This is a genomic window from Plantactinospora sp. CNZ320 (assembly GCF_002846275.1).
The window spans coordinates 6,774,121-6,798,605 of the sequence record NZ_PJMP01000001.1; the positions used below are offsets into that span (position 1 = coordinate 6,774,121).

Genomic DNA, 24,485 nt, shown 5'->3' on the forward strand with positions numbered 1-24,485 from the left:
GAGATGGCCGAGAAGACGAAGAATCCACCCCGGCACGACCCAAAGGTGATCAAGGCGCTGCGCAACTTCGCCATCTCGATCACCGTGTTCAACATCCTCGGTTACACCCTCTTCGGTTTCGAGCAGGCGTGGACCTGGCCGTTCATCGCGCTGCTGACCGGCTACACGCTGGAGATCGTCCTTGAGGTCATCGGCGCCCGGGCGGAGGGGCGGGCACCACGGTTCCTCGGCGGCGGGGTACGCGGCATGGTCGAGTTCCTCTACCCGGCGCACATCACCAGCCTCGCGCTGAACATGCTGATCTACGTCAACGACCGGGTGCTGCCGATGATGTTCGGCATCGCCGTCGCGATCGGCGCCAAGTGGGTGCTGCGGGCACCGGTACGCGGTCGGCTGCGGCACTACATGAACCCGTCCAACTTCGGCATCACGGTGATCCTGCTGCTCTTCCCGTGGGCGAGCGTCGCGCCGCCGTACCACTTCACCGAGCACGTCGGCGGCGTCGTGGACTGGATCATCCCGGCGATCATCATCTTCGGCGGCACGATGATCAACGGCATGCTCACCGGCCGGATGTGGCTGATCATGGGCTGGCTCGGTGCCTTCGTCCTCCAGGCGGTCTTCCGGGGGATCGTGCTGGACACCTCGATCCCGGCCGCGCTGGCGATGATGACCGGCGTCGCGTTCGTCCTCTTCACCAACTACATGGTCACCGACCCGGGTACCAGCCCGTCCCGCCCGGCCTCCCAGGTCGCCTTCGGGGCCGGGGTGGCCGTCGTCTACGGCATCGTCACCGGCGCCGGCATCGCGTACGGGATCTTCTTCGCCACCGCGATCGTCTGCCTGATCCGGGGCGGCTTCCTCTGGTCGGTGCACTTCGTCAACCGGGCCCGCGAGCAGCGTGAGGCGGCGGCCACCGCCGCCGCGGCCGCAGCGGTCGCCCCCGCCCTGGTCGCCTCGCCGAACGGCCACGAGCCGGCCGACCGGGAACCCGCCGGCAAGGAGGTGGTGACCGCATGACCAGGATCGCCGTGGTGGGCATGGCGTGCCAGTACCCGGACGCCACCTCACCGAAGGAACTGTGGGAGAACGCGCTGGCCGGCCGGCGGGCGTTCCGGCGCCTGCCCGACCAGCGGATGCGGCTGGAGGACTACTGGGACGCCGATCCGACCACACCGGACCGGTTCTACGCCCGGATGGCGGCGGTGATCGAGGGGTACCGGTTCGACCGGATCGCCTACAAGATCGCCGGCAGCACCTACCGCTCCACCGACCTGACCCACTGGCTGGCCCTGGACACCGCCGCCCGGGCGCTCGCCGACGCGGGCTTCCCGATGGCCGAGGGGCTGCCGCGCGAGCGTACCGGCGTGGTCGTCGGCAACACGTTGACCGGCGAGTTCTCCCGGGCCAACCAGTTGCGGCTGCGCTGGCCGTACGTCCGCCGCATGGTCGCCGCCGCGCTGAAGGACCAGGACTGGGACGACGACCAGCTCTCGACGTTCCTGGACGACTTCGAGGAGACCTTCAAGAGCCCGTTCCCGCCGATCGACGAGGACACCCTCGCCGGTGGGCTCTCCAACACCATCGCCGGGCGGATCTGCAACCACTTCGACCTCAAGGGCGGCGGCTACACCGTCGACGGCGCCTGCTCCTCCTCGCTGCTGTCGGTCGCCACCGCCTGCAAGACCCTTGTCGACGGCGAGGTCGACGTCGCGGTGGCCGGTGGGGTGGACCTGTCGATCGACCCGTTCGAGATCGTCGGGTTCGCCAAGACCGGCGCGCTGGCCCGGCACGAGATGCGGGTCTACGACCGCAGGTCCAACGGCTTCTGGCCGGGCGAGGGCTGCGGGATGGTCGTGCTGATGCGCGAGCAGGAGGCGCGCCGGGCCGGGCACCGGGTCTACGCCACGATCGCCGGCTGGGGCATCTCCTCGGACGGCAAGGGCGGCATCACCCGGCCCGAGGTGAGCGGCTACCAGCTCGCGCTGCGCCGGGCGTACGAACGGGCCGGCTTCGGCATCGAGACCGTCGGGCTCTTCGAGGGGCACGGCACCGGTACCGAGGTGGGCGACGCCACCGAACTCAGGGCGCTCTCGCTGGCCCGCCGCGCGGCGGACTCCTCGGCGCCGCCGGCCGTGATCAGCTCGATCAAGGGGATGATCGGGCACACCAAGGCGGCGGCCGGGGTGGCCGGCCTGATCAAGGCGGCGATGGCCGTGCACCACCAGGTGCTCCCGCCCGCCGTCGGCTGCGTCGAACCGCACGAACTGCTCGACGAGGAGGCGGCGGCACTGCGGGTACTGCGCAAGGCCGAGCCGTGGCCGACCGGTACCGCCGTGCGGGCCGGTGTCACCGCCATGGGATTCGGCGGGATCAACACGCACATCGTGCTGGACCAGACCGACCCGGCCCGGCGGGTGCCGTTCGACACCCGTACCCGCGCACTGGCCGCCTCGGTGCAGGACGTGGAGCTGCTGGTCGTCGACGGGGTCACCCCGGCGGAACTGCGTACCCGGCTGGAACTGGTGCTCGACTTCGTGCCGAGCCTGGCGTACGCCCAGCTCGCCGACCTGGCCGCCACCCTGCACCGGGAACTGCGCGGTGGGCCGTACCGGGCGGCCGTGGTGGTCTCCTCGCCGGACGACGCGCAGCGGCGGCTCCGCGCCCTCTGCGAGGCACTCGACGCGGGCGAGACCACCCTGTTCACGGCGGACGGGCGGGGTTTCCTCGGCCACGCCAGCGGACCGGGCCGGATCGCCTTCCTCTTCCCCGGCCAGGGTTCCGGCCGGGGCACCAGCGGCGGTGCGCTGCGCCGCCGCTTCACCGAGGTGGCCGAGGTGTACGCCTCGGCGGCGCTGCCCACCAGCGGCGACATGGTGGCGACAGCGGTCGCCCAGCCCCGGATCGTCACCGGCTCGGCGGCCGGGCTGCGCGCGCTGTCGATGCTCGGCGTGGAGGCCGCCGCGGCCGTCGGGCACAGTCTCGGCGAGATCTCCGCACTGCACTGGGCCGGGGCGATCGACGAGGAGACCCTGCTGCGGATCGCCTCGGTGCGCGGCCGCACGATGGCCGAGCACAGCGCCTCGGGCAGCATGGTCGGGATCAGCGAGTCCCCGGAGGCGGTCGGGTCGCTGCTGACCGGCCTGCCGGTCGTGATCGCCGCCTACAACGGTCCACAGCAGACGGTGGTGGCCGGCGCCGTGTCGGCGCTGGAGGAGCTGGGACGCCGCGCCGACGCCGCCGGGATCGGCTGGCGCCGGCTGCCGGTGTCGCACGCGTTCCACTCGCCGCTGGTGGCGCCCGCCGCCGAGGTCTTCGCGGGACGGTTGACCGAGGAGCGGATCGGCCCGGTCGGGCGGCGGATCGTCTCCACGGTCACCGGTGAGCCGCTGGCACCGGAGACCGACGTGCCGGCGCTGCTGCGCCGCCAGATCACCGATCCGGTGCTCTTCACCCAGGCGGTGACGCTGGTGGCGAAGGACATCGACCTCTTCGTGGAGGTGGGTCCGGGCCGGGTACTCAGCGGACTCGCGGCGGCGGCCACCGACGTACCGGCGGTGGCGCTGGACACCGACGACGAGTCGCTGGCCGGGCTGCTCGCCGTGGTGGGTGCCGGGTATGTCGTCGGCGCCGCCCCGGTGCACGCCGGGCTCTTCCACGGCCGGCTCGTCCGCCCGCTCCAGGTCGGCGCCGAGTTCACCTTCTTCGAGAGTCCCTGCGAGGCGGCGCCGCCGATCAGCCTGCGCGGCACCGCCCGCCGGACCGCCCCCGCCGAGGCTCCCGCCGCACCCGACCGGTCGGAGCATCCCGGCGAGTCGATAGTGGACACCCTGCGCCGGCTGGCGGCGGAGCGCGCGGAACTGCCGCTGGAACTGGTCCGCGAGGAGAGCCGCCTCCTCGACGACCTGCACCTCAGCTCGATCACCGTCGGGCAGCTGGTCAATCAGGTGGCCCAGCAGGTCGCCGTCGGCGCCCCGCAGGGGCCGACGAACTTCGCCACCGCCACGGTCCGCGAGCTGGCCGACGCGCTGGCGGAGCTGGCCGAGAACGCCTCGGCCGGTGACGCCGGGCCGCCCGCGGTGGTCGCCGGGGCCGCGGCCTGGTCCCGGGCGTTCCGGGTCGACCTCGACCAGACCGGGCCGCCCCCGCGCGGCGAGCCCGAGGCCAGCGGCCGGTGGCGGGTCCACGCCCCCGCCGACAGCCCGCTCGCCGAGCCGCTGCGGCACGCGCTGGAACGCGCCGACGTCGGCGCCGGGATCCTGGTCTGCCTGCCGCCGAACTGCACCGAGCAGCACCTCGAACTGGCCCTGCTCGGCGCCAAGGCGGCCACGACCGGCACCGCCGGCACCCGGTTCGTGCTCGTGCAGCACGGCCGGGGCGCGGCGGGGCTGGCGAAGACGCTCCGGCTGGAGGCGCCGCAGCTGCGTACCACAATCGTGCACGCGCCGCCGTCACCGGAGGTCGTCGAGCAGGTCGTGGCCGAGGTGCGCGGCACGAGCAGGTTCACCGAGGCGTACTACGACGCCGCCGGGATCCGCCGGGTACCGACCCTGCGCCCGATGCCGGTGCGGCCGGCCCGGGTCGTCCAGCCGCTGCACGACGGGGACGTGCTGCTGGTCAGCGGCGGCGGGAAGGGCATCACCGCCGAGTGCGCGCTGGCGCTGGCCACCGACACCGGCGCGAAGATGGCGGTACTCGGCCGGTCCGACCCGGCCGACGACCCGGAACTCGCGGCGAACCTGAGCCGGATGGCGGCGGCCGGAGTACGGCTGCACTACGCCCGCGCCGACGTCACCGACCCGGCCCAGGTGCGGCAGGCCGTCGCCGAGGTGACCGCCGCGCTCGGACCGGTCACCGCCGTACTGCACGGCGCCGGGCGCAACGAGCCGGCCGCACTGGCCAACCTGGACACCGACGCGATCCGTCGCACCTTCGCGCCGAAGATCGACGGTCTGCGCGCGATACTCGACGCGGTCGACCCCGGCCGGCTGCGGCTGCTGGTCAGCTTCGGCAGCATCATCGGCCGGGCCGGACTGCGCGGCGAGGCGCACTACGCCACCGCCAACGAGTGGCTCGCCGACATCACCGCCGAGGTCGCCGCCCGGCACCCCGGCTGCCGGGCGCTCTGCCTGGAGTGGTCGGTCTGGTCCGGAGTCGGGATGGGGGAGCGGCTCTCCGTCGTGGAGGGTCTCTACCGGGACGGCATCACCCCGATCACCCCCGACGACGGCGTACGCCTGCTGCGCCGGCTGCTCGCCGACCCGGACGCGCCGACAGTGGTGGTGGTCAGTGGCCGTACCGACGGGATCGACACCGTACGCCGGGAGGCTCCGGAACTGCCGCTGCTGCGCTTCGTCGACCGGCCCCTGGTCCGGTACCACGGTGTCGAGCTGGTCTGCGAGGTGGAGCTGAACGCCGGTACCGACCGTTACCTCGGTGACCACCTGCTCGACGGCAACCTCCTCTTCCCGGCGGTGTTCGGGATGGAGGCCATGACGCAGGCGGCGACCGCGGTCACCGGGCGGAACAGTGTGCCGGTGCTGGAGGGGGTCGAGTTCCCACGCCCGATCGTGGTGCCACCGGACGGCAGTACGACGATCCGGATCGCCGCGACGGTGGTCGACGACGACACCGTGGCGGTGGCGATCCGCAGTGCGGAGACGGACTTCCTCGTCGACCACTTCGTGGCCCGGCTGCGCTTCACCGACGACGCCGTCCCCGACGGCCCGCCGGAGCAGGTGGCCGCCGGACTGCCACCTGTGCCCCTGGAGCCGTCCCGGGACCTCTACGGCGACACGCTGTTCCAGGGCAAGCGGTTCCACCGGCTGCGGCAGTACCACCGGGCCGCCGCCCGGCACGTCGACGCCGACCTGGCGGTCGACCCGACGGTCGACTGGATCGCGCCCTTCCTCCCCGGCGAGCGGCTGCTCGCCGACCCCGGGATGCGGGACGCCCTGATGCACGGAAACCAGGTCTGCGTGCCGCACGCCACGCTGCTGCCGGCCGGCATCGAGCGGGTGCAGCCGGCCGGGCGGGCGCTGGACGACCTCGACGAGGTGCGGTTCTGCGCCACCGAACGCAGCCGGGACGGCGACACCTACGTCTACGACATCGCGGTGCGTACCCCGGACGGCTCGGTCGTCGAGCGGTGGGACGGGTTGCGCCTGCGCGCCGTACGGAAGAGGGACGGCCGGGGTCCGTGGGTGGCGCCGCTGCTCGGCCCGTACCTGGAACGGGCCCTGGAGGAGGTCCTCGGCGCCCGGATCGCGGTGGCGGTCGAGCCGTTGCCGGCGGAGCGGACGGCCCGGGACCGCAAGCACACCGCGCTGGCCGCCGGCCGGGTGCTCGGTGCCCCGACCCAGCTGCGGTACCGGCCGGACGGCCGGCCCGAGATCGACGGCGACCGGATGATCTCGGTCTCGCACGGCGCGGGCGTGACGCTCTGCGTCGCCGCCACCGGAACGCTCGGCTGCGACGTCGAACCGGTCGCCGACCGGGACCCGGCGCAGTGGCGGGCGCTGCTCGGCCAGCACGCCGGGCTGGCCGAACTGGTCGCCGCCGAGTTGGGCGAGGACCCGCAGACCGCGGCGACCCGGATCTGGACGGCGCTGGAGTCCCTGGCCAAGGCGGGCCTGCCGGCGCGCGCCCCGCTCACGATGGGCACGGTACGCCGGGACGGGTGGCTGGTGCTCGCCTCCGGCACGCTGCGGATCGGCACGCTCGCGACCCGGCTGCACGGCGTCGCCGCGCCGGTCGTGGTCGCGGTACTCACCGACGGGTGGTCATGAACCATGGACAAGTACTACGAGTACCTGCACACCGTCGGGTTCGAGGAGACGAACCTGGTCGGGAACGTCTACTACGTCAACTACCTGCGCTGGCAGGGCCGGTGCCGGGAGATGTTCCTCAAGGAGCGGGCCCCGGACGTGCTGGCCGACCTCCAGGCCGACCTGAAACTGTTCACCCTGAGGGTCGACTGCGAGTTCTTCGCCGAGATCACCGCCTTCGACGAACTCGCCGTCCGGATGCGGCTGGTGGACCTGGCGCACACCCAGCTCGAGTTCGGCTTCGACTACCTCCGGCTGGACCCGGGCGGCGGCCAGACCCTGGTCGCCCGGGGCCGGCAGCGGGTGGCCTGCATGCGCGGGCCGAACGGCGCCACCGTGCCGGCCCGGGTGCCGGAGGCGCTGGCCCGGGCCCTCGACGCGTACCTGCCGGCGGGGAGCCAGCCATGACGCTGGACGCGCGCAGAACCGTCGACGCCCAGTCGTTGCGCCGGGCGTGTGGGACCTTCGCCACAGGTGTCACGGTGGTGACCGTCGGCGGCGGGGTGCCGCACGGGATGACCGCCAACTCGTTCGCCTCGGTGTCGCTGGACCCGCCGCTGCTGCTGGTCTGCATCGACCGGAAGGCGATCATGCACGGCTGCCTCGACGGCACGAGGTCGTTCGGGATCTCGGTGCTGGCCGCCCGCCAGGAGGCCGTCGCCCGGTACTTCGCCGACCGGCGGCGGCCGCTGGGCGCGGCCCAGTTCGACTCCGTCGACTGGCGTCCCGGGCCGGTCACCGGGGCACCACTGATCTCCGGCGCGCTCGCGCACTTCGAGTGCGACGTCTGGCGCAGCTACGACGGCGGAGACCACACCATATTCCTCGGCACCGTGCTCTCCGCCGAACAGCCGGACGCCGCCGACGCGCTGCTCTTCCTGCGCGGACGCTTCGAGCGGACCGGTTCGGCCGAGCGCACCAACGACGTGAGCGGGGTGACCACGCCGTGTCCCTGACCACCTCCGTCCGGGTCCCGCCGGGTCCACCGGCCCGGTCCGCACCCCGTCTACTGTGGAAACTTGTCCGGGACCGGCTGGGACTGATGTCCCTGGCCGCCGGGAAGTACGGCGACGCCGTCCGGATCGCCATGGGTCCCAAGGTGCTCTACTTCTTCAACCACCCCGACCACGCCAAGTACGTGCTGGCCGACAACCCGGGCAACTACCACAAGGGACTCGGGCTGGCCCAGGCCAGACGGGCGCTCGGCGACGGGCTACTGACCAGCGAGGGCGAGCTGTGGCGCAAGCAGCGCAACGTGATCCAGCCGGTCTTCCAGCACCGCCGGATCGCTCGGCAGGCCGGGGTGATCGCCGAGGAGGCGGCGGAACTGATGGTCCGGTTCCGGGCGCACCGGGACGGCGAGCCGGTCGACGTGGTACGCGAGATGACCGGGCTGACCCTCGGCGTGCTCGGCCGTACCCTGCTCGACGCCGACCTGGGTGCCTTCCGGTCGCTCGGGCAGGCGTTCGAGGCGATGCAGGACCAGGCGATGTTCGAGATGGTCTCGCAGAGCGCCGTACCGATGTGGGTGCCGTTGCCGCACCAGCTCCGGTTCCGGCGGGCCCGTGCCGAACTGCAACGCATCGTCGACGAGCTGGTCCGGGAGCGGACCCGGGACCCGAGCGGCGACGACGCCCTCTCCCGACTCGTGACGTCCACATCGGAGGAGGCCGACCCGGCGGTCGGCCGGCGGCGGATGCGCGACGAACTGGTCACCCTGCTGCTCGCCGGCCACGAGACCACGGCCAGCACCCTCGGCTGGACGTTCCACCTGCTCGACCGGCACCCGCAGGTCTGGCAGCGGGTCCGCGCCGAGGCCCGGAACGTGCTCGGCGACCGGCTGCCGGAGTACGAGGACCTGCGCGAACTCCGGTACACCACGATGGTCGTCGAGGAGGTGATGCGGCTGTACCCGCCGGTCTGGATGCTCTCCCGGATCGCCCAGCAGGCCGACGAGGTGGGCGGTTACCGGATACCGGCCGGTGCCGACGTGCTGATCTGCCCGTACACCCTGCACCGGCACCCCGGGTTCTGGGACGATCCGGAGCGCTTCGATCCGGAGCGGTTCGACCCGGCCCGCGCCCAGTCCGGGCACCGGCCCAGGTACGCGTACATCCCGTTCGGGGCCGGGCCGCGGTTCTGCGTCGGCAACCACCTCGGGATGATGGAGGCGGTCTTCGTCGTCGCCATGGTCGCCCGCGAGCTGCGGCTGCGGGCGGTACCCGAGCACCGGGTGGTGCCCGAGCCGATGCTCTCGCTGCGGATCCGGGGCGGACTGCCGATGACCGTGCACGCCGCCTGACCGACTTGGCGATATCGAGAAATCTCGACCTAGCGGCCGGACCGGCCGGGACTGGACGATGGCGACGTGCTGGTTTTGGTGACCGGGGGCACCGGGTTCATCGGCTCCCACTCGGTGGCGGAGATCCTGCGGGCGGGTCACCGGGTACGCCTGCTCGTCCGTGACCCGGCCGGTGTCGCCCCGGCGCTCGGTCCGCTCGGCGTCGACCCGGACGGCCTCGAAGTGTGCCGGGGTGACGTGACCGACCCGGTCGCGGTCGCCGGGGCGGTACGCGGCTGCGCGGCGGTGCTGCACGCCGCCTCGGTGTACAGCTTCGACAGCCGGGCCGGTGCCGCGATGCGCGCGGTGAACGTCCGGGGTACCGAAGTGGTGCTCGACGCGGCACGCGTGGCCGGCGCCGACCCGATCGTGTACGTGTCGAGCTTCGCCGCCCTGCTCCCCGCCGACCGGGCACCGCTGCACCCCGACTCCCCGGTCGGCGCGCCGCGCGAGACGTACATGGCGACGAAGGCAGGTGCCGAGGAGGTGGCCCGGCGGGCGCAGCGGGCCGGTGCCCCGGTGGTGATCACCTACCCGCTGGCCACCCTCGGCCCGCACGACCCGAAGCTCGGCGACCAGGCGAGCCGGGTCCGCAACACCCTGCGCGGCCTTGTGCCGATGTGGCCGTCGGGTGGCTTCCCGGTCGGGGACGTCCGGGACGTCGCCCGGCTGCACGCCGCCGTACTGCACCCGGGCCGGGGACCCCGCCGCTTCCTCGCCCAGGGCCGGTATGTGAGCACCCGCGAGTTCGTCCGGACGCTGCGCCGGGTCACCGGCCGGAGGCTGCCCGTCGTCCACCTGCCGGCCTCCGCCATGTTGCCGGTCGGCGCGCTGGCCAGCCTCGCCCAACATCTGGTGCCGGTGCACATCCCGGCCGAGTACGGCGGCATCTACACCTGCATGGTCGGCCGCCCCGTCGACACCACCGCCACCGAGCAGCTTCTCGGTCCGGCCGGTAGCACCTTCGAGACGACCCTGCGGGACACGGTGCGCTGGCTGCACCGGGCCGGCCACATCTCGGACCGGCTCGCCGGCGCGGCGGCCGTACTGGAGGCGAAGTGATCATTTCCGACCGGCAGTGGGCGGAGACCCGCGACGCGCTGCACCGGGCCGGCGACCGCTTCGCCGACCTGCTGACCGCCGTCCCGGTCCCGACGGCCCGGGCGACGAGGTCGTGGTCGGTCGAGCAGACCGCGGCACACACGGTGTCGCTCGCCTGGGCCTGCCAGACCATCGTCGAGCCGGGCGTCGACAGCGGCCGGGACGCCCGGCTGGACGGGCAGCTCCGGGACACCCGGGTCGACACCGTCCGGGACCTCAACGACCTACTGCTCCGGCGGTACGTCATGGAGCGTGCTCTCGCCCCGCTCGGCGTACGGCTGCGCGAGCACGTCCGGTCGATACTGCGGGCCACCGACGGGCGTGATCCCACCGAGCCTGTCGACTGGCTGGGCGGGTCCCGGCTGCCGCTCGGCGGGCTGCTGGCCCACCTCACCAACGAGCTGCTGATCCACGGCTGGGACATCGCCCGGGCCGGCCCGATCCGCTGGGAGATCCCGCCCCGGGACGCCGGCCTCTTCATCGAGCTGTTCCTCGTCGGAGTCACCTCGTACGGCTACGGTGCACTGCTCGACAGCACCGCACCACCGCCACGGCGACGGATCGCCGTGCGGTTCCGGTCCCGGCACACCGTCCCGGTGACGATCGTCCTGGACGGTACCGGTGGACACGCCGGGAACCGGGGCCGGGTGACGGTCGCCGAGCCGGGCCCCGGCGACGACGTACGGCTCTGGTTCGACCCGCCGACGCTGAACCTGGTGCTCTTCGGCCGGATGTCCCGGCTGCGGGCCGCGCTCACCGGCCGGCTCGTCGTGACCGGCCCGCGCCCCTGGCTGCTGCCGACCTTCCTCCGCACCGTGCACATGCCCGACAACTGAGGTGTAAGGAAGGGCCCCCGCATATCGTTTTCTGTTGTAGCGGGGGCCCTTCCTTACAGGTGTCGTCAGCGGTCGAGGAGCCGGGTGAAGGCGCGGAGGTCGTCGACGAAGAGGTCGGGCTCCTCCAGCGCGGCGAAGTGGCCGCCCCGGTCGAACTCGTGCCACTGCACGATGTTCGGGAACGCCGCCTCGGCGAAGCGGCGGACCGGCCGGGCCGAGTCACGGGGGAAGACCGCCACGCCGAGCGGTACCGGCAGCGGTGGCGGCGCGGCCGGCGGGGTGGGCGCGGTCGGCAGCTGGTCCGCCGTCTCGAAGTAGAACTGTGCCGAGGAGCCGGCGGTCGCGGTGAGCCAGTAGAGCATGACGTTTGTGAGGATCCGGTCCCGGTCGATCGCGTCCTCGGGGACCTTCGCCGAGTCGCTCCACTCCCGGAACTTCTCAACGATCCAGGCGAGCTGCCCGACCGGCGAGTCGGTGAGGGCGTACGCCAGGGTCTGCGGCCGGGTGGCCTGCAACAGCATGTACCCGGAGCCGTCGGCGAGGAACCTCGCCAGCAGTTCCAGGCGTTCCCGGTCCCCGGCATCGAGCCCGGCCAGCGCGGCCGGATCCGGCGGTGGAGCGGTGAAGAGGAAGTTCACGTGTGCCCCGAGCACGTGCTCCGCGTCGAGTCCGGCGAGGGTGAGGGTGATCCACGCGCCCACGTCGCCACCCTGCGGCACGTACCGCTGGTAGCCGAGGCGGCGCATCAGCTCCGCCCAGGCGGTGGCGATCCGGGGCACGTTCCAGCCCGGCTCGCGGGTCGGGCCGGAGAAACCGAAGCCCGGCAGGCTGGGGATGACCAGATGGAAGGCGTCGGCGGGATCCCCACCGTGCGACCGGGGGTCGGTGAGCGGGCCGATGACGTCCAGGAACTCGACGACGGAGCCGGGCCAGCCGTGCGTGACGAGCAGCGGTACGGCGGTCGGCTCCGGTGAGCGGACGTGCAGGAAGTGCACGTTCGCCCCGTCGATCTCCGTGTGGAACTGCGGGAACGAGTTCAGCCTCGCCTCCGCCCCCCGCCAGTCGTAGCTGGTACGCCAGTACTCCACCAACTCCCGGAGGTAGTCCAGCGGTACGCCGCGCTCCCAGCCCTGGTCGGGCATCTCGGTCGGCCAGCGGGTGTTGGCCAGCCTCCGGTCCAGGTCGTCCAGGTCCGGCTGGGGAATCTCGATCCGGAACGGTTTCATACGCTCACCCGGCCCCACAGATAGACCGGGACGTCGCGACGGCCGTTCATGATGAAGGTGCCCTGCGGGGCGAGCTGGTCCTTCGGGGTCGCGAGTTCGACGTGCGGGAAACGGTCGAAGAGCGCCGGCAGCATGATCAGGGTCGCCAGCTTGGCCAGCCGCGCGCCGAGGCAGTAGTGCACGCCGTGGCCGAAGGAGAGGTGCGTCTTGTCCTTCCGGGTGGCGTCGAAGACGCAGGCGGTCTCGCCGTGCAGCTCCGGGTCCCGGCCGAGCCCGGCGTAATCGATCATCACCGGGTCGCCCTTCTCGATCGTCACGCCGCCGATCTCGAACCGCTCGGTGGCGAACCGGAACGGCAGGTGCGCGACAGGCGACTCCACCCGCAGGGTCTCCTCCATCACGTCGCTCCAGGAGACCTCCCCGGACATCACCTGGGCGCGCAGCGTGGGGTCGTCGAGTACCGCGACGATGGCGTGGCTCAGCGAGTTGACCATGGTTTCCGAGCCGGCTCCCAGCATCAGGTGCAGCGTCCCGATCAGTTCGTCGTCGGTAAGCCGGGAACCGTCCTCGTCCCGGGCCGCGATCAGGGCGGTGGTGAGGTCGTCACCGGGATGCTCCCGCTTGTACACCACCAGATCGGCGATCGCCTTGGTCCACTGGTCGACGTTGGCGGCCGCCTCCTCCGGGGTGATCCGGGTGTCCACGTTCACGTGCCCACCGCGCAGCACGTCGGCCCGGGACTCGTCCGGTACGCCGAAGAGGTCGCACATCATCCGGGCCGGCAACGCCTGGCAGTACCTGGTCTTCAGGTCCACGACCTCGTCCGGGCCGGCGGTGGCCAGATCGTCGAGCAACTCCTTCGCGGTGGTCTCCAACTGTGGCGCCATCGCCTCGACCCGGCGCGTCGTGAACGCCTTGAGGAGCAGCCCGCGCAGCCGGGTGTGGTCGGTACCGTCGTGGGTGGCCATGTTGTCCATCACGGCCCAGGTGATCAGCGGCCAGTCCGGCGGAATCTCGCCGTTGATGAACGCCGGCCAGCTCCGGCGCGGATCCTTCGAGAACCGCTCGTCGATCAGGATCTGCTTGGCCAACTCGTAGCTGTGCACCGACCAGGCGAGGACGCCGCCGGGGAGTTCCACCCGGGCAATGGGGCCCTGCTCGCGCAGCCGATCGGTTTCCGCGTGGGTGTCCCGACCCTCGGGGTCGAGGACGAATGGGCAGACAGCCTTTTCCACGGTCGGTACCTCCAGGGGCTAATCCGCGAAATCAACCGGATGTGGGCAGGCGGGCACCGGGAATCAGAAATGTCGTTGTCGCGGCCGCGCCGCTCGATCGCTGCCCGGATGCCCGGATCCCTCGATCACGTCCTCACCATAGACGCCGGTCAGTGCCGAGAATTCTTCCAACTTGCTGGCTTGCCGGGCCCCGGATGCCGGACGGGTCGCCGATGGCGGCGGCCGTGTTCGACCCGGGGCCGGCCGGGCGTTGCATGATGGAGCCATGAGGATTGACGGCGAGGTCGTCGACCTGTTGCGCCGGTTGGCGCCGCAGGTGCTCGGCACGCTCGTACGCCGGCACGGCAACTTCGACGCCTGCGAGGACGCGGTGCAGGAGGCGTTGGTGGCGGCCGCGACGCAGTGGCCCGGCGAGGGTGTGCCGGCGAGCCCGCGCGGCTGGCTGACCACCGTGGCGGCGCGCCGGCTCACCGACCAGTACCGCAGCGAACTCGCCCGCCGGCGCCGGGAGGTGAGCACGGCGGCCCGGCTGCCGGCGGACGAGCAGTGGGTACCCGGCCCGGACGTCGAGCGCCCGGAGGACCGGGACGACACCCTGCGGCTGCTCCTCCTCTGCTGCCACCCGTCGCTCTCGCCGCCCACCCAGGCCGCGCTGACGCTGCGTGCGGTCGGCGGCCTGACCACGGAGGAGATCGCCAACGCCTTCCTGACCAGCGAGTCGACGATGGCGCAGCGGATCCGCCGGGCCAAGCAGCGGATCAGGGCCAGCGGCATCCCGTTCGGGTTGCCGCCCGAGCGGGAGCTGCCCGACCGGCTGCGGGTCGTGCTGCACGTCCTCTATCTGATCTTCAACGAGGGCTACACCGCGACGTCCGGGCCACGACTGCAACGCGGCGAACTGACCAGCGAGGCCATCCGGCTGACCCGGGAGGTGCACCGACTGCGGCCGGCGGCCGGCGAGGTCGCCGGGTTGCTGGCGCTGATGCTGCTCACCGATGCCCGGCGTGCGGCGCGTACCCGGGCGGACGGCACGCTGATCCCGTTGAGCGAGCAGGACCGCAGCCGCTGGGACCAGGACGCCATCCGGGAGGGGATATCGCTGCTGACCAGTACGCTGCCGACGGGACCCGCCGGGCCGTACCAGCTCCAGGCCGCTATCGCGGCGGTGCACGCGGAGGCGACCCGGGCCGAGGAGACCGACTGGGCGCAGATCCTCGGCCTCTACGACCTGCTGCAGAAGGTCTCACCGAGCCCGGTGGTGGCGCTGAACCGCGCCGTGGCGGTGGCGATGGTGCACGGCCCGCAGGTGGCGCTCGGCCTGCTCGGCCGGCTCGACACCGACGGCCGGCTGGCCGGCCAGCACCGGTTGGAGGCCACCCGGGCGCACCTGCTGGAGATGGCCGGCGACCACAAGGCCGCGCGCTCCTGCTACCGGCTGGCCGCCCGCCGGACGGCGAGTCTGCTGGAGCGGAGATATCTGGAGGACCGGGCGGCGCGGCTGGCGGGCGGGCCGCCCCGGTAGCCGCCGACAGCGGGCGAGCGACGGTCACTTACACCGGCACGGCGGCGGCGCGACGACTTCCGCCGCAGCGGTCGCGGCCCGGTCAGTGCTGCCGGAGCGCCGTCACTCCTGCCAGAACGGGCGCAGCTCCACGGTGCCGATCTGGGCGCCGGGGTGGGCGGAGGCGACCTCGATCGCCTCGTCGAGGCTGGCGCATTCGATGACGTCGAAGCCGGCCAACTGCTCCTTCGTCTCGGCGAACGGGCCGTCCGAGACCAGCAGTTCGCCGTCGCGCATCCGTACCGTGGTGGCATCGGTGGTGGGCCGGAGACGGTCGCCGAGCACCCGTACGCCGCGCGCCTGCATCTGCTGAGCCCACGCGGTCGCGGCCTCGACCTCGGCCGCCGACTCCTCCGGGCTCAACTGGACCGACTCGTCGACGCAGACCATCAACAGGTACTTCACCGTCGCCACCTTTCGTGCAGGTCAGGTCACCGTCGGGAGGCTATCAGCTCCCGGCGCAACTCCGAGGACGGACACGGTGCCGCCCGCCGCCTCGGCGGCGACGGGAAAGCCGCGCCGACACCGACGGGAAAGCCGCGCTGACGGCGACAGGGGAGCCGCGCTGACAGCGACCGGAAGCCGCGTTGACAGCAAGGGGGAAGATGCGCGACCTCCGGTCGCGGTGTGACAGTCGCGGGGACGGCGGCGAGCCCGGGAGGTCCCCATGAACGAACTTGTCGGTGACCGGGCGGTGGTACTGGGCGGGAGTGTGGCCGGCCTCTTCGCCGCCCGGGTACTCGCGGACTTCTACCGCAGTGTGACGGTGGTGGACCGCGACCAGTTGGTCGGAGCGACCGGTCCGCGTCGGGCCGTCCCGCAGGGACATCACATCCACGGCCTGCTCGCCCGGGGACAGCAGATCATCGAGGAGCTGTTTCCGGGCTTCACCAAGGAGATGGCCGCCAGTGGGGTGCCGACCCGCGACTTCGGTACCAGCCTGGGCTGGCACTTCAACGGCCGGATGATCCGCAAGGTGGAGACCGACCTGGTCTGCATCTCGCCCGGCCGCTGGCTGCTCGAGGAGCGGATGCGGGCCCGGGTCGGCGAACTGTCCAATGTCGACTTCCTGGACCGGACCGACGTCGTCGCCCTGGAAGCGAGCCCGGACGGCGGCCGGATCACCGGTGCCGCCGTGCACAGGCGGGACGACGGGGGACCGGCCGGCCGGATGTCGCTGCCGGCGGACCTGGTCGTCGACGCCACCGGGCGCGGTTCGCGGACCCCGCGCTGGTTGACGGAGCTGGGCTATCCCCGGGTCGGCGAGGAGGAGGTCAGGATGGACCTCACCTACACCACCTGTGACTTCCAGGCACCGCTGGCCACCGATCCGATCGGCGACGACATCGCGATCATCTCGGTCGCCACCCCCGGCAACCCGCGCGGGGCGACCTTCGCCAGGCTGCCCGACCGCTACTCGGTCTCGCTCAACGGAATCCTCGGCGACCGGCCGCCGAGCGACCCGGCGGGTTTCCTGGAGTACGCCCGTTCGCTGCCGGTACCGCAGATCTTCGAGTCGGTACGCCGGGCGGAGCCGTTGACGACTCCGGTCTCCTTCCACTTCCCCAGCAGTATCCGCCGCCGGTACGAGCGGTTGGCGCGGCTGCCGGAGGGACTGCTCGTGGTCGGTGACGCCGCCTGCGTCTTCAACCCGATCTACGCCCAGGGGATGACTGTGGCGGCGATCGGGGCGGTGGTGCTGCGCCAGTACCTGGCGGACGGTGTGCGGGGTGCGCAGCGGTACTTCCGCGACCTGGCCCGGGCGATCGACCCGCCCTGGGACATGTCCGCCGGGGGTGACCTGGGCTTCCCGGGGGTCGCCGGCCGGCGCGGCCTGAAGGTGCGGCTGGGGAACGCGTACATGCCACGGTTGCAGGCCGCGGCGACCCGGGATCCGGTCGTCTCCCGCGCCTTCATGCGGGTGGCCGGTCTCGTCGACCGGCCGGAGACCCTGATGCGTCCGGCGATGGTCTCGCGGGTGATGTTTCCGCCCCGGCGCCCGTCGAACGGAGGTTGACCCGGCCCGGCGGCCTGCCGGCACCGTCGCCGCGCCGACCGTCGTGCCGATCGGTGGAACGAGGGAGGAGCGGAGATGGAACCAGCCGGGGTAACCGCACCAACCGCCGGGCACGGCGAGCGCGATCCACGTCGGTGGACCGCGCTGGTGGTGCTCTGCTGCGCCAGCTTCATGGTGATTCTCGACTCGCAGATCGTCATCGTCGGCATGCCGGCGATCCAGTCGGCGCTGGCCCTCGACGCCAGCGCGGCGCAGTGGATCCTGACCGCCAACCTGATCACCTTCGGCGGGTTGCTGCTGCTCGGCGGCCGATCGGCGGACCTGCTCGGCCGGCGCAGGATCTTCATGGCCGGCCTGATCGGCTTCCTGGTCACCTCGTTGCTCTCCGGGTTCGCCTGGAACGCCGAGGTCATGATCGCGGCCCGCGCCGTGCACGGCGTCTCCTCGGCGATGATGGTGCCGAGCGCGCTGTCGATCCTGATGAACACCTTCGAGGAGGGGGCCGAGCGGAACAAGGCCATCGCCGCCTGGTCGGCGGTCGGCGGCATCGGCGCCACCGCCGCCATGCTGGTCGGCGGCTGGCTGACCAGCAATCTCGGCTGGGAGTCGGTCTTCCTGGTGAACGTACCTGTGGTGTTGGTACTGCTCCTGGTCAGTCCGCTGGTACTGCGGGAGAGCCGGGACCACGGGCGGCGCCGGACCTTCGACCTGGCCGGGGCGTTGACGAGTACGGCGGCACTTGTCGCACTCGTGTACGCGATCTCCGAGGCGCCCGCGGCGGGCTGGTCGAGTGTGCAGACCACCGGGCTGCTCGCCCTGGTGGTGGTGCTCGGGATCGTCTTCGTCGGGATCGAGGCCCGGTCCAGCGCGCCACTGGTGCCACTGCGTACCCTGCGGATGCGTACCGTCGCGACGGGTAACCTGCTGATGGTCCTCGTCGCGATGCTCGTCTTCTCGCTCTCCTTCCTCTCCTCCCTCTACGGGCAGCAGGTGCTCGGATACTCCGCGATCGAGTACGGCTTCCTCGGCTCGATCATGCCGGTGATGGCTGTCGTCGGCGCGTACGTCGGGCAGGCGGTCGTGACCCGGCGCGGGTTCCGCCCGGCCGCCGTGCCGGGTGTTCTGATGCTCGGCGTCGCCTGCGCCATGCTGATCATGATCAGTGTCCGGGGCGACTACCTCGGCGACCTCCTCTTCCCCTTCGTGATCTTCGGCCTCGGTCTGGGCATCGCGCACACCACCGCCTCGATCGTGGCCCTCACCGGGGTCGCGGAGTCGGAGTCCGGCCTGGCGTCCGGGCTCGTGCACGCCGCCTTCCAGGTCGGCGGCGGCTTCGGTATCGCGATCGTGTCGACGGTGGCGGTCTCCTTCTCCACCGGGCCCGACCAGCCCAGCGCGCTTACCAACGGCTTCCGGGCGGGCTTCGTCGCCTGTGTGGCGTTCGCGGTGGTCGCGCTCGCCTTCGCGGTGGCGCTGCCGAGCCGTCGCCGGGTCACGGTCGCCGCCCCGGAGGAGCAGGTCCGGCCCGCCCCGGTCGCCGGGCCGTAGGTATCCGCACCGGAACCTCCGGTGCGGATGTCGTCCTCCGGCACCGCTGCTCCGACCTACCTATGAGAGCCCCATCGAGGCGGAAGAGGAGAACGAGATGAGCGGCATACAGGTGGCGTCGAGGCAGGAGTGGCTGGCCGCCCGCAAGCAGTTGCTGGCCAGCGAGGAGGAGGCCGCCAGCCAGCTGGCGGAGGTGGGCGCGCAGCGGCGGGCGCTGCCGGCCGTCCGGATGGAGAAGAAGTACGTCTTCGACGGCCCGGAGGGCAAGGTCGAGCTGATCGACCTCTTCGCCGGGCGCAGCCAGTTGATCGTGTACCACTTCATGTTCGATCCGGCCTGGGAGCACGGCTGCAAGTTCTGCTCCTACCTGGTCGACAACATCGGCCACCTGTCACACATGTACGCCCGGGACACCACGCTCGTGCTGGTGTCCCGGGCACCGCTGGCGAAGATCGAGGCGTTCCGGACGCGGATGGGCTGGAGCCTGCCGTGGTATTCCTCGCACGGCAGCGACTTCAACTACGACTTCCACGTCACCCTCGACGAGGCGGTGGCTCCGGTCGAGTACAACTACCGGGACAGGGCCACGCTGGAGCGGACAGGCGAGCAGACCAGGGGCGAGGCGGGCGGGCTGAGCGTCTTCGTCCAGGACGGTGGCGAGGTCTACCACACCTACTCCGCCTACGGGGAGGGCGCGGCGCTGCTGCACGGCATCGACAATTATCTGGAGCTCACCCCGCAGGGCCGCCCGTTGATCCAGGACAAGGCCGGCTGGCTGCGTCACCACGACCGGTACTGAGGGTGCGGGGCAACGCATGAGCGAGCACACTCTCGAGGCGGCCGAGACGACGGGGGAGCGGCAGTCGATCAGCGCCGCCGTGGCGGCCCGGGCCCGCTGGGCGGTGACGGCTGTCTTCTTCGTTAACGGCCTGCTGATGACCAGCTACATCGCCCGGCTGCCGGGGCTGAAGACCGAGCACCGGCTCAGCGACGGCGAACTCGGCCTCGTGCTTACCGCCTACGGCGTGGCCGCGGTCCTCACGATGCAACTCGTCGGGGTCTTCGTGGCCCGGTTCGGCAGCGCCCGGGTCATCCGGTTGACCCTGGTCGGGCTGCCGGTGGCCCTGGTCGTGGTGGGGCTGGCCGGCGACGCCGTCCAGCTCGGGCTGGCGGTGCTGGTACTGGGTACGGTGATCGGCGTACTCGACGTCTCGATGAACGCCCACGCCGTGGCGGTGGAACGGGTACGCGGCCGGCCCATCATGAACGGCTGCCACGCGGCCTGGAGCGTCAGCGCGGCGACCGGGTCACTGGTGGCCGCCGGGTTCACCCGGGCCGGCGTCTCGCCCACCGGGCACTTCCTGGCGGTGGGCGCGGTCTGCCTCGTCGTCGGTCTGCTGATCACCGCGTGGCTGCTGCCACCCTCGGCCGACCACGTACCGCGATCGCCGGACCGCAAGCGGGCCCGGCCGGGCTGGCGGGCCGGCTGGACCAGGACGCTGCTGCTCTTCGGCGCGATGGGGTTCGTCACGATGGTCGCCGAGGCCACCGTGATCAGCTGGAGCGGGGTCTTCCTGCACGACTACCACGACGCGACGCTGGCGCTGGCGCCGCTGGGCCTCACCGCGTTCACCGCCTGCCAGACCGCCGGTCGGCTCGTCGGCGACCGATTGCACGTGCGTTACGGTGCACCGGCGCTCTTCCGGGCCGGTGGCGTGGTGGCCGTCTGCGGACTCGTGATCGTCCTGCTGGCCCCGTCACCGATCGCCGCCATCGCCGGGTTCGGGGTGCTCGGTCTCGGCGGGTCGGTGCTGCTGCCCCTGGTCTTCAGCGCGGTCGGGCATGCCGGGGGTGACGGGGCGGGCGCGGCGACGTTCCTGTCCCGGTTCAGCACCTTCACCTACGCCGGCATCCTCATCGGTCCGGCGCTGGTCGGCTGGACCGCCGAACTGGCCGGCCTCGGCTGGACCCTGGCCGGGCTGGTGCCGCTGCTGGTCGGCGTAGTGCTCAACGCTCGGTTGATCGCCTTCGCCGACCGTGACCGGAGGGCGCCGGCGGCGGACTGAGCCGGTTCACTGCGCACTCCGGAAGGTGCGTGGTTGGTGGCGAAATGTCACGGTCAGAGGTGGGGCGGCCAGGCCGGCCGGTCCGCTTCGCACGCAGGTCTGGAGGAGTCATGGTGTTGAAAACGGACGTTCCACAGCGGGTGGAACTGGTCCGGCGGACCGAGGAACTCGTGCCGCTGTTGCGGTCGCACGCGGCCTGGACGGACGAGCACCGGCGGCTGCACGACGAGGTCGTCGAGGCGATGTCGGCCGCCGGCATCTTCCGGATGCGGGTACCCGCGCGCTACGGCGGATACGAGAGCGACGCCGGCACCGTACGCGAGGTGATCAGCCGGATCAGCGGCAGCGACGGCTCGGCCGGCTGGAACACGGCCGTCTGGTCGATCAGCAACTGGATCGCCGGCCTCTTCCCGGATGAGGCCCAGGACGAGGTCTTCGCCGAGCCCGACGTCCGGGTCTGCGGAGTGCTCAGTCCCACCGCCAGCGCCGAGCCGACCAACGGCGGTGTCGTGGTAAACGGACGGTGGCGGTTCATCAGCGGCGCGCTGCACAGCCAGTGGCAGGCGATCCTCGCCATGGGGCCGGCTCCGGACGGCTCCCAGTGGCCGCTCATGGCCCTGGTGCCGATCTCCGAGCTGGAGATCGTGGACGACTGGCACACCGCCGGTCTGCGCGGCACGGGCAGCGTCAGTACGGTCGCGAAGCAGGTCTTCGTGCCGCAACACCGGGTACTGCCGATGGTGGCGATCCTGGCCGAGCAGTACGCCTCGAAGGCGAACGCCGGTTCGCCGCTGTTCCGCCAGCCGCTGATGCCGACCGGTTGTGCCACCTTCGCCGCGACCGCGGTCGGGCTGGCGAGAGCGGCGCTGGAGGCGTTCCTCGACCGGCTCGGCGACCGGAAGATCACCTACACCGAGTACGCCAGCCAGCGGGAGGCGCCGATCACGCACTTCCAGGTCGCCGAGGCGGCCATGAAGACCGACGAGGCCGAGTTCCACGCCGAGCGACTGGTGGAGCTGCTGGACGGGAAGTACGCCACAGGCGAGGCGTGGCAGCTCGTCGACCGGGTCCGGGCCCGGGCCCACCTGGGTCGCGTCTTCCAGTTGACCAGGGAGGCGGTCGGGGTGCTGAAAACCGGCAGCGGCGGTACGTCCATCTACGACGACGTGCCGATCCAGCGCATCGACCGGGACATCCAGACCCTCAACATGCACGCGCTGATGCACCCGAACACCAACGCGGAGCTGTACGGGCGGATCCTCTGCGGGCTCGCGCCGAACACCATGTACCTCTGACGCGGGTAGGGGGCCGGCGTTCCCGCCGGCCCCCTGTCGTCGTCTCCCGGTCAGGAGAAGCAGCGCACCTCACGCCCGACGCGGTGTGCCTCGGCCAGCAGCCGGTCCTTCCAGCGGTCCCAGAGGCCGGCGAGCCGGGAGGTGATCACCACGACGTCGACCGAGCGGTCGGCCAGCGGGGTACGCAGGCCGAGCACGTGGTGGCCGACGTGCCGCCCGTCGCGTACCGCCCGCTCCACAAGCGCCCGGTCGAAGTCCATCAGCGTCGCCGGCCGCAGTGTGTCGGGGACGTGCCCGCCCGCACCGACCACCGCCACCGTCTCCGTCGGCGAACCGCCACGCAGCAGCTGCTCGATCTCGGCCGCCACGTCCAGGTCGCGTACCTCGTCGGTGTACCGCAACAGGTGGTTGTACTCGTCCTCCCAGGGCCAGAAGAGGCCCTCGTCCACCAGTGCCCAACCGATCTCGTTGACCGGCTCCAGATGCCGGGAGGCGAAGCGGAGCATGTTCCGCTTGAACTCCTCCAGTTGCTCGAGCCGCTTGCGCTCCTGCAACGCCTCGATCACCCAGGCCGCCCGGTCGAGCCGCATCGGCAGGCCCCTGCGGTGCAGCAGGTACCCGAGTTCCAGGTCCTCCCCGGCCCAGCCCCGGTGCCCCTCGTCGAAGCCGCCCACCGCCCAGAAGTCGTCGGAACGCATCGAGCAGTTGATCGTCCAGAAGACCTGCCACGGGATGCTGCGCCGCTCCAGGTCGTCGTCGCACTCCGCCAGCAGCTTCTCCCGGAGGTCGAGGAACTCCGGCACCTGGCCGTAGCGGTGTACCGCCTCCTCCGGGGTGTGCTGCCGGACGATGTCCGCCACCTCCCACATCGGAGCCTCCGGGTTGTATCCGTAGGCGTACCCGAGCAGGGCGCAGCGCGCCGTCTCGTCCTGATGGGCCAGGAAGTGCCGCCGGACGAAGTCCGGCCCGGGCAGCGCCCCGGTGTCGAGGAAGACCAGGATCGGCGCGGTGGCGAGCCGGGCCCCCTCGTTCCGGGCCAGCGACACCCGGTTGTCCTCGTCAGGTTGGAAGTGGTATTTCAGGCGCAGCCGGTCCGAGAAGGACCGCACCACCGACACCGAGTCGTCCGACGAGCCGTCGTCGGAGACCACGACCTCGAACTCCGGTGTGCCCGGCCGCTGCCTGGTCAGTTGCAGCAGGCTGGCGTGCAGATGCTCTCGCCGGTTGTAGGTGGGGATGACGATCGAGACCTGTGGGTCGGTTCCGGGTGACGTCACGGCGGGATTCCCTCCGGTTGGCTTCCAGCACGGCCGGGCGGTCAGAACCTGAGCAGCACCTTGCCCAGGTACGCCCCGTCGAGCAGGGACTTGATGGCGGGGATCAACTGGTCGAGACCGTCCACGAAGGTCTCGGGCAGCACCACCCTGCCCTCGCGGACCAGCGGAGGGAACTCGCGTTCGAACTCGGGCAGCAGGTCAAGGTGGTCGTTCGTGGTGAAGCCGATCAGGTTCAGCCGCTTGCCGATGACCATCTGCATGGTGCGGTGAGGGTGCGGCCGCCCGCTGCGGTGCTCCTCCGAGCTTCCGCAGAGCAGGATCCGGCCGTGCGGGCGCATGGCGTTGAAGGCACTGTCGAGTTGCCAGCCGCCGACGTTGTCGTAGTAGACGTCGACATCGCGCAGATCCTCCGGCCACCCGTCGTGGTAGTCGAACGCCTCGTCGTAGCCGAGCTTCTCGGTGGCGAACCGTACCTTCTCCGCCGAACCGACGCTGCCGACGACCCGGGTCGCCCCGCGCAGCCGGACCAGTTGCCCCACCACGCTGCCGACCGCGCCGGCCGCGCTGGAGACCACCACGGTGTCGCCCTGCTCGATGCCGATCCGGTGTACGCCGCAGTAGGCCACGATCGCCGAACTGAGGTGGTGCGAGATCGACGGATAGCGGGTGGTGTCGAGGACTGTGAACTCCTTGACGTCGCCGACCGCGTACTCCCGCCACGCCATGTGGTGCAGTACGACGTCGCCGACCTGGAGTTCCGGGCTGGCCGACTCCACCACCTCACCGATGGCGTGTCCCCACATCGGACCGCCCAACTCGAAATGGGGTACGTGAAGGGCGCTCAGGTCGCGCATTCGCTGGAGTAGACCGGGGTCGATCGCCATGTACATGTTGCGGACCACGGCCTGACCGGGTTTCGGTGCCGGCACCGAAACCTCGACCATGGCCACCTCGCCGGGGACCGGCAGGTCGTCAGGAGGGCGGCTGAGCAGGTGAATCTCACGACTCGTGGTCATGGTCGGCTCTCCCCTCGAAGGACAGGGCACCGTCGCGCACACCGCAACGGCGCGGCGCCGCGAACACTTCCGGAACCGAGAATATCGACGTGACGAATCTGGCCAACTTCCAAAAAGCGCAGTTGCGTTCCGGCACCAC

The 24,485-nt window shown here is 71.7% G+C and carries 18 protein-coding genes; 13 read left to right on the forward strand and 5 right to left on the reverse strand.

What is annotated here, in order from left to right; all coding sequences use genetic code 11:
- The first annotated feature begins 3 nt into the window (after window positions 1–3).
- From CLT71_RS30330 to CLT71_RS30360, 7 genes are all read left to right on the forward strand, one after another.
- A complete protein-coding gene (locus CLT71_RS30330; RefSeq protein ID WP_101370103.1) occupies window positions 4–1,020 on the forward strand; it encodes an RnfABCDGE type electron transport complex subunit D in 1,017 nt (338 codons plus the stop codon).
- On the forward strand, window positions 1,017–6,788 hold the full coding sequence (locus CLT71_RS30335) for a type I polyketide synthase (RefSeq protein ID WP_101370104.1): 5,772 nt from the start codon (window positions 1,017–1,019) through the stop codon (window positions 6,786–6,788). Before CLT71_RS30330 ends, CLT71_RS30335 begins: the two co-directional genes overlap by 4 nt.
- Before the next feature lie 3 nt (window positions 6,789–6,791).
- Window positions 6,792–7,235 (forward strand): acyl-CoA thioesterase, encoded by a 444-nt coding sequence (locus tag CLT71_RS30340; protein ID WP_101370105.1) that lies wholly within the window; start codon window positions 6,792–6,794, stop codon window positions 7,233–7,235.
- On the forward strand, window positions 7,232–7,783 hold the full coding sequence (locus CLT71_RS30345; RefSeq protein ID WP_101370106.1) for a flavin reductase family protein: 552 nt from the start codon (window positions 7,232–7,234) through the stop codon (window positions 7,781–7,783). Before CLT71_RS30340 ends, CLT71_RS30345 begins: the two co-directional genes overlap by 4 nt.
- Entirely contained in the window at window positions 7,774–9,129 is a 1,356-nt protein-coding gene (locus tag CLT71_RS30350; RefSeq protein ID WP_199187774.1) for a cytochrome P450, read from the forward strand. Before CLT71_RS30345 ends, CLT71_RS30350 begins: the two co-directional genes overlap by 10 nt.
- A gap of 66 nt (window positions 9,130–9,195) precedes the next feature.
- Window positions 9,196–10,230, forward strand: coding sequence for an NAD-dependent epimerase/dehydratase family protein (locus CLT71_RS30355; RefSeq protein ID WP_101370107.1), 1,035 nt, complete (start codon window positions 9,196–9,198; stop codon window positions 10,228–10,230).
- Window positions 10,227–11,105, forward strand: a complete 879-nt coding sequence (locus CLT71_RS30360) for a maleylpyruvate isomerase N-terminal domain-containing protein (RefSeq protein ID WP_199187775.1) — start codon at window positions 10,227–10,229, stop codon at window positions 11,103–11,105. The genes CLT71_RS30355 and CLT71_RS30360 overlap by 4 nt, the downstream gene beginning before the upstream one ends.
- 65 nt (window positions 11,106–11,170) lie before the next feature.
- On the opposite strand, the gene CLT71_RS30365 is transcribed toward CLT71_RS30360, so the two are convergent.
- Both CLT71_RS30365 and CLT71_RS30370 read right to left on the reverse strand, forming a co-directional pair.
- Window positions 11,171–12,331 carry an epoxide hydrolase family protein gene (locus CLT71_RS30365; RefSeq protein WP_101370108.1) on the reverse strand — a complete coding sequence of 387 codons (1,161 nt, stop codon included), beginning with the start codon at window positions 12,329–12,331 and terminating at the stop codon, window positions 11,171–11,173.
- Complete coding sequence (locus CLT71_RS30370; RefSeq protein ID WP_101370109.1) at window positions 12,328–13,566, reverse strand: cytochrome P450; 1,239 nt, start codon at window positions 13,564–13,566, stop codon at window positions 12,328–12,330. Before CLT71_RS30370 ends, CLT71_RS30365 begins: the two co-directional genes overlap by 4 nt.
- 265 nt (window positions 13,567–13,831) lie before the next feature.
- Between CLT71_RS30370 and CLT71_RS30375 the strand changes: the two genes are divergently transcribed.
- Complete coding sequence (locus CLT71_RS30375) at window positions 13,832–15,088, forward strand: sigma-70 family RNA polymerase sigma factor (RefSeq protein WP_101370110.1); 1,257 nt, start codon at window positions 13,832–13,834, stop codon at window positions 15,086–15,088.
- Between the two features lie 102 nt (window positions 15,089–15,190).
- Here the strand turns inward: CLT71_RS30375 and CLT71_RS30380 are convergent, their stop codons facing one another.
- Entirely contained in the window at window positions 15,191–15,532 is a 342-nt protein-coding gene (locus CLT71_RS30380; protein WP_486483543.1) for a YciI family protein, read from the reverse strand.
- 262 nt (window positions 15,533–15,794) lie between these two features.
- Between CLT71_RS30380 and CLT71_RS30385 the strand changes: the two genes are divergently transcribed.
- The 5 genes from CLT71_RS30385 (at window position 15,795) to CLT71_RS30405 (ending at window position 22,053) form a co-directional block, all read left to right on the forward strand.
- Window positions 15,795–17,144, forward strand: a complete 1,350-nt coding sequence (locus CLT71_RS30385; protein ID WP_101370111.1) for an FAD-dependent monooxygenase family protein — start codon at window positions 15,795–15,797, stop codon at window positions 17,142–17,144.
- 75 nt (window positions 17,145–17,219) lie between these two features.
- Entirely contained in the window at window positions 17,220–18,692 is a 1,473-nt protein-coding gene (locus tag CLT71_RS30390) for an MFS transporter (protein WP_101370112.1), read from the forward strand.
- Between the two features lie 97 nt (window positions 18,693–18,789).
- Window positions 18,790–19,491 carry a DUF899 domain-containing protein gene (locus tag CLT71_RS30395; RefSeq protein WP_101370113.1) on the forward strand — a complete coding sequence of 234 codons (702 nt, stop codon included), beginning with the start codon at window positions 18,790–18,792 and terminating at the stop codon, window positions 19,489–19,491.
- 16 nt (window positions 19,492–19,507) lie between these two features.
- Window positions 19,508–20,758: an MFS transporter gene (locus tag CLT71_RS30400; protein WP_101370114.1), complete on the forward strand. Its 1,251-nt coding sequence runs from the start codon at window positions 19,508–19,510 to the stop codon at window positions 20,756–20,758.
- 110 nt (window positions 20,759–20,868) lie between these two features.
- Window positions 20,869–22,053: an acyl-CoA dehydrogenase family protein gene (locus CLT71_RS30405; RefSeq protein WP_101370115.1), complete on the forward strand. Its 1,185-nt coding sequence runs from the start codon at window positions 20,869–20,871 to the stop codon at window positions 22,051–22,053.
- Window positions 22,054–22,103: 50 nt separating this feature from the next.
- Here the strand turns inward: CLT71_RS30405 and CLT71_RS30410 are convergent, their stop codons facing one another.
- The gene (locus CLT71_RS30410; protein WP_101370116.1) at window positions 22,104–23,330 is read right to left on the reverse strand and encodes a glycosyltransferase; all 1,227 of its coding nucleotides are present in this window, start codon (window positions 23,328–23,330) and stop codon (window positions 22,104–22,106) included.
- Window positions 23,331–23,371: 41 nt separating this feature from the next.
- Window positions 23,372–24,346 carry an MDR family NADP-dependent oxidoreductase gene (locus CLT71_RS30415; RefSeq protein ID WP_101370117.1) on the reverse strand — a complete coding sequence of 325 codons (975 nt, stop codon included), beginning with the start codon at window positions 24,344–24,346 and terminating at the stop codon, window positions 23,372–23,374.
- Window positions 24,347–24,485 lie beyond the last annotated feature (139 nt).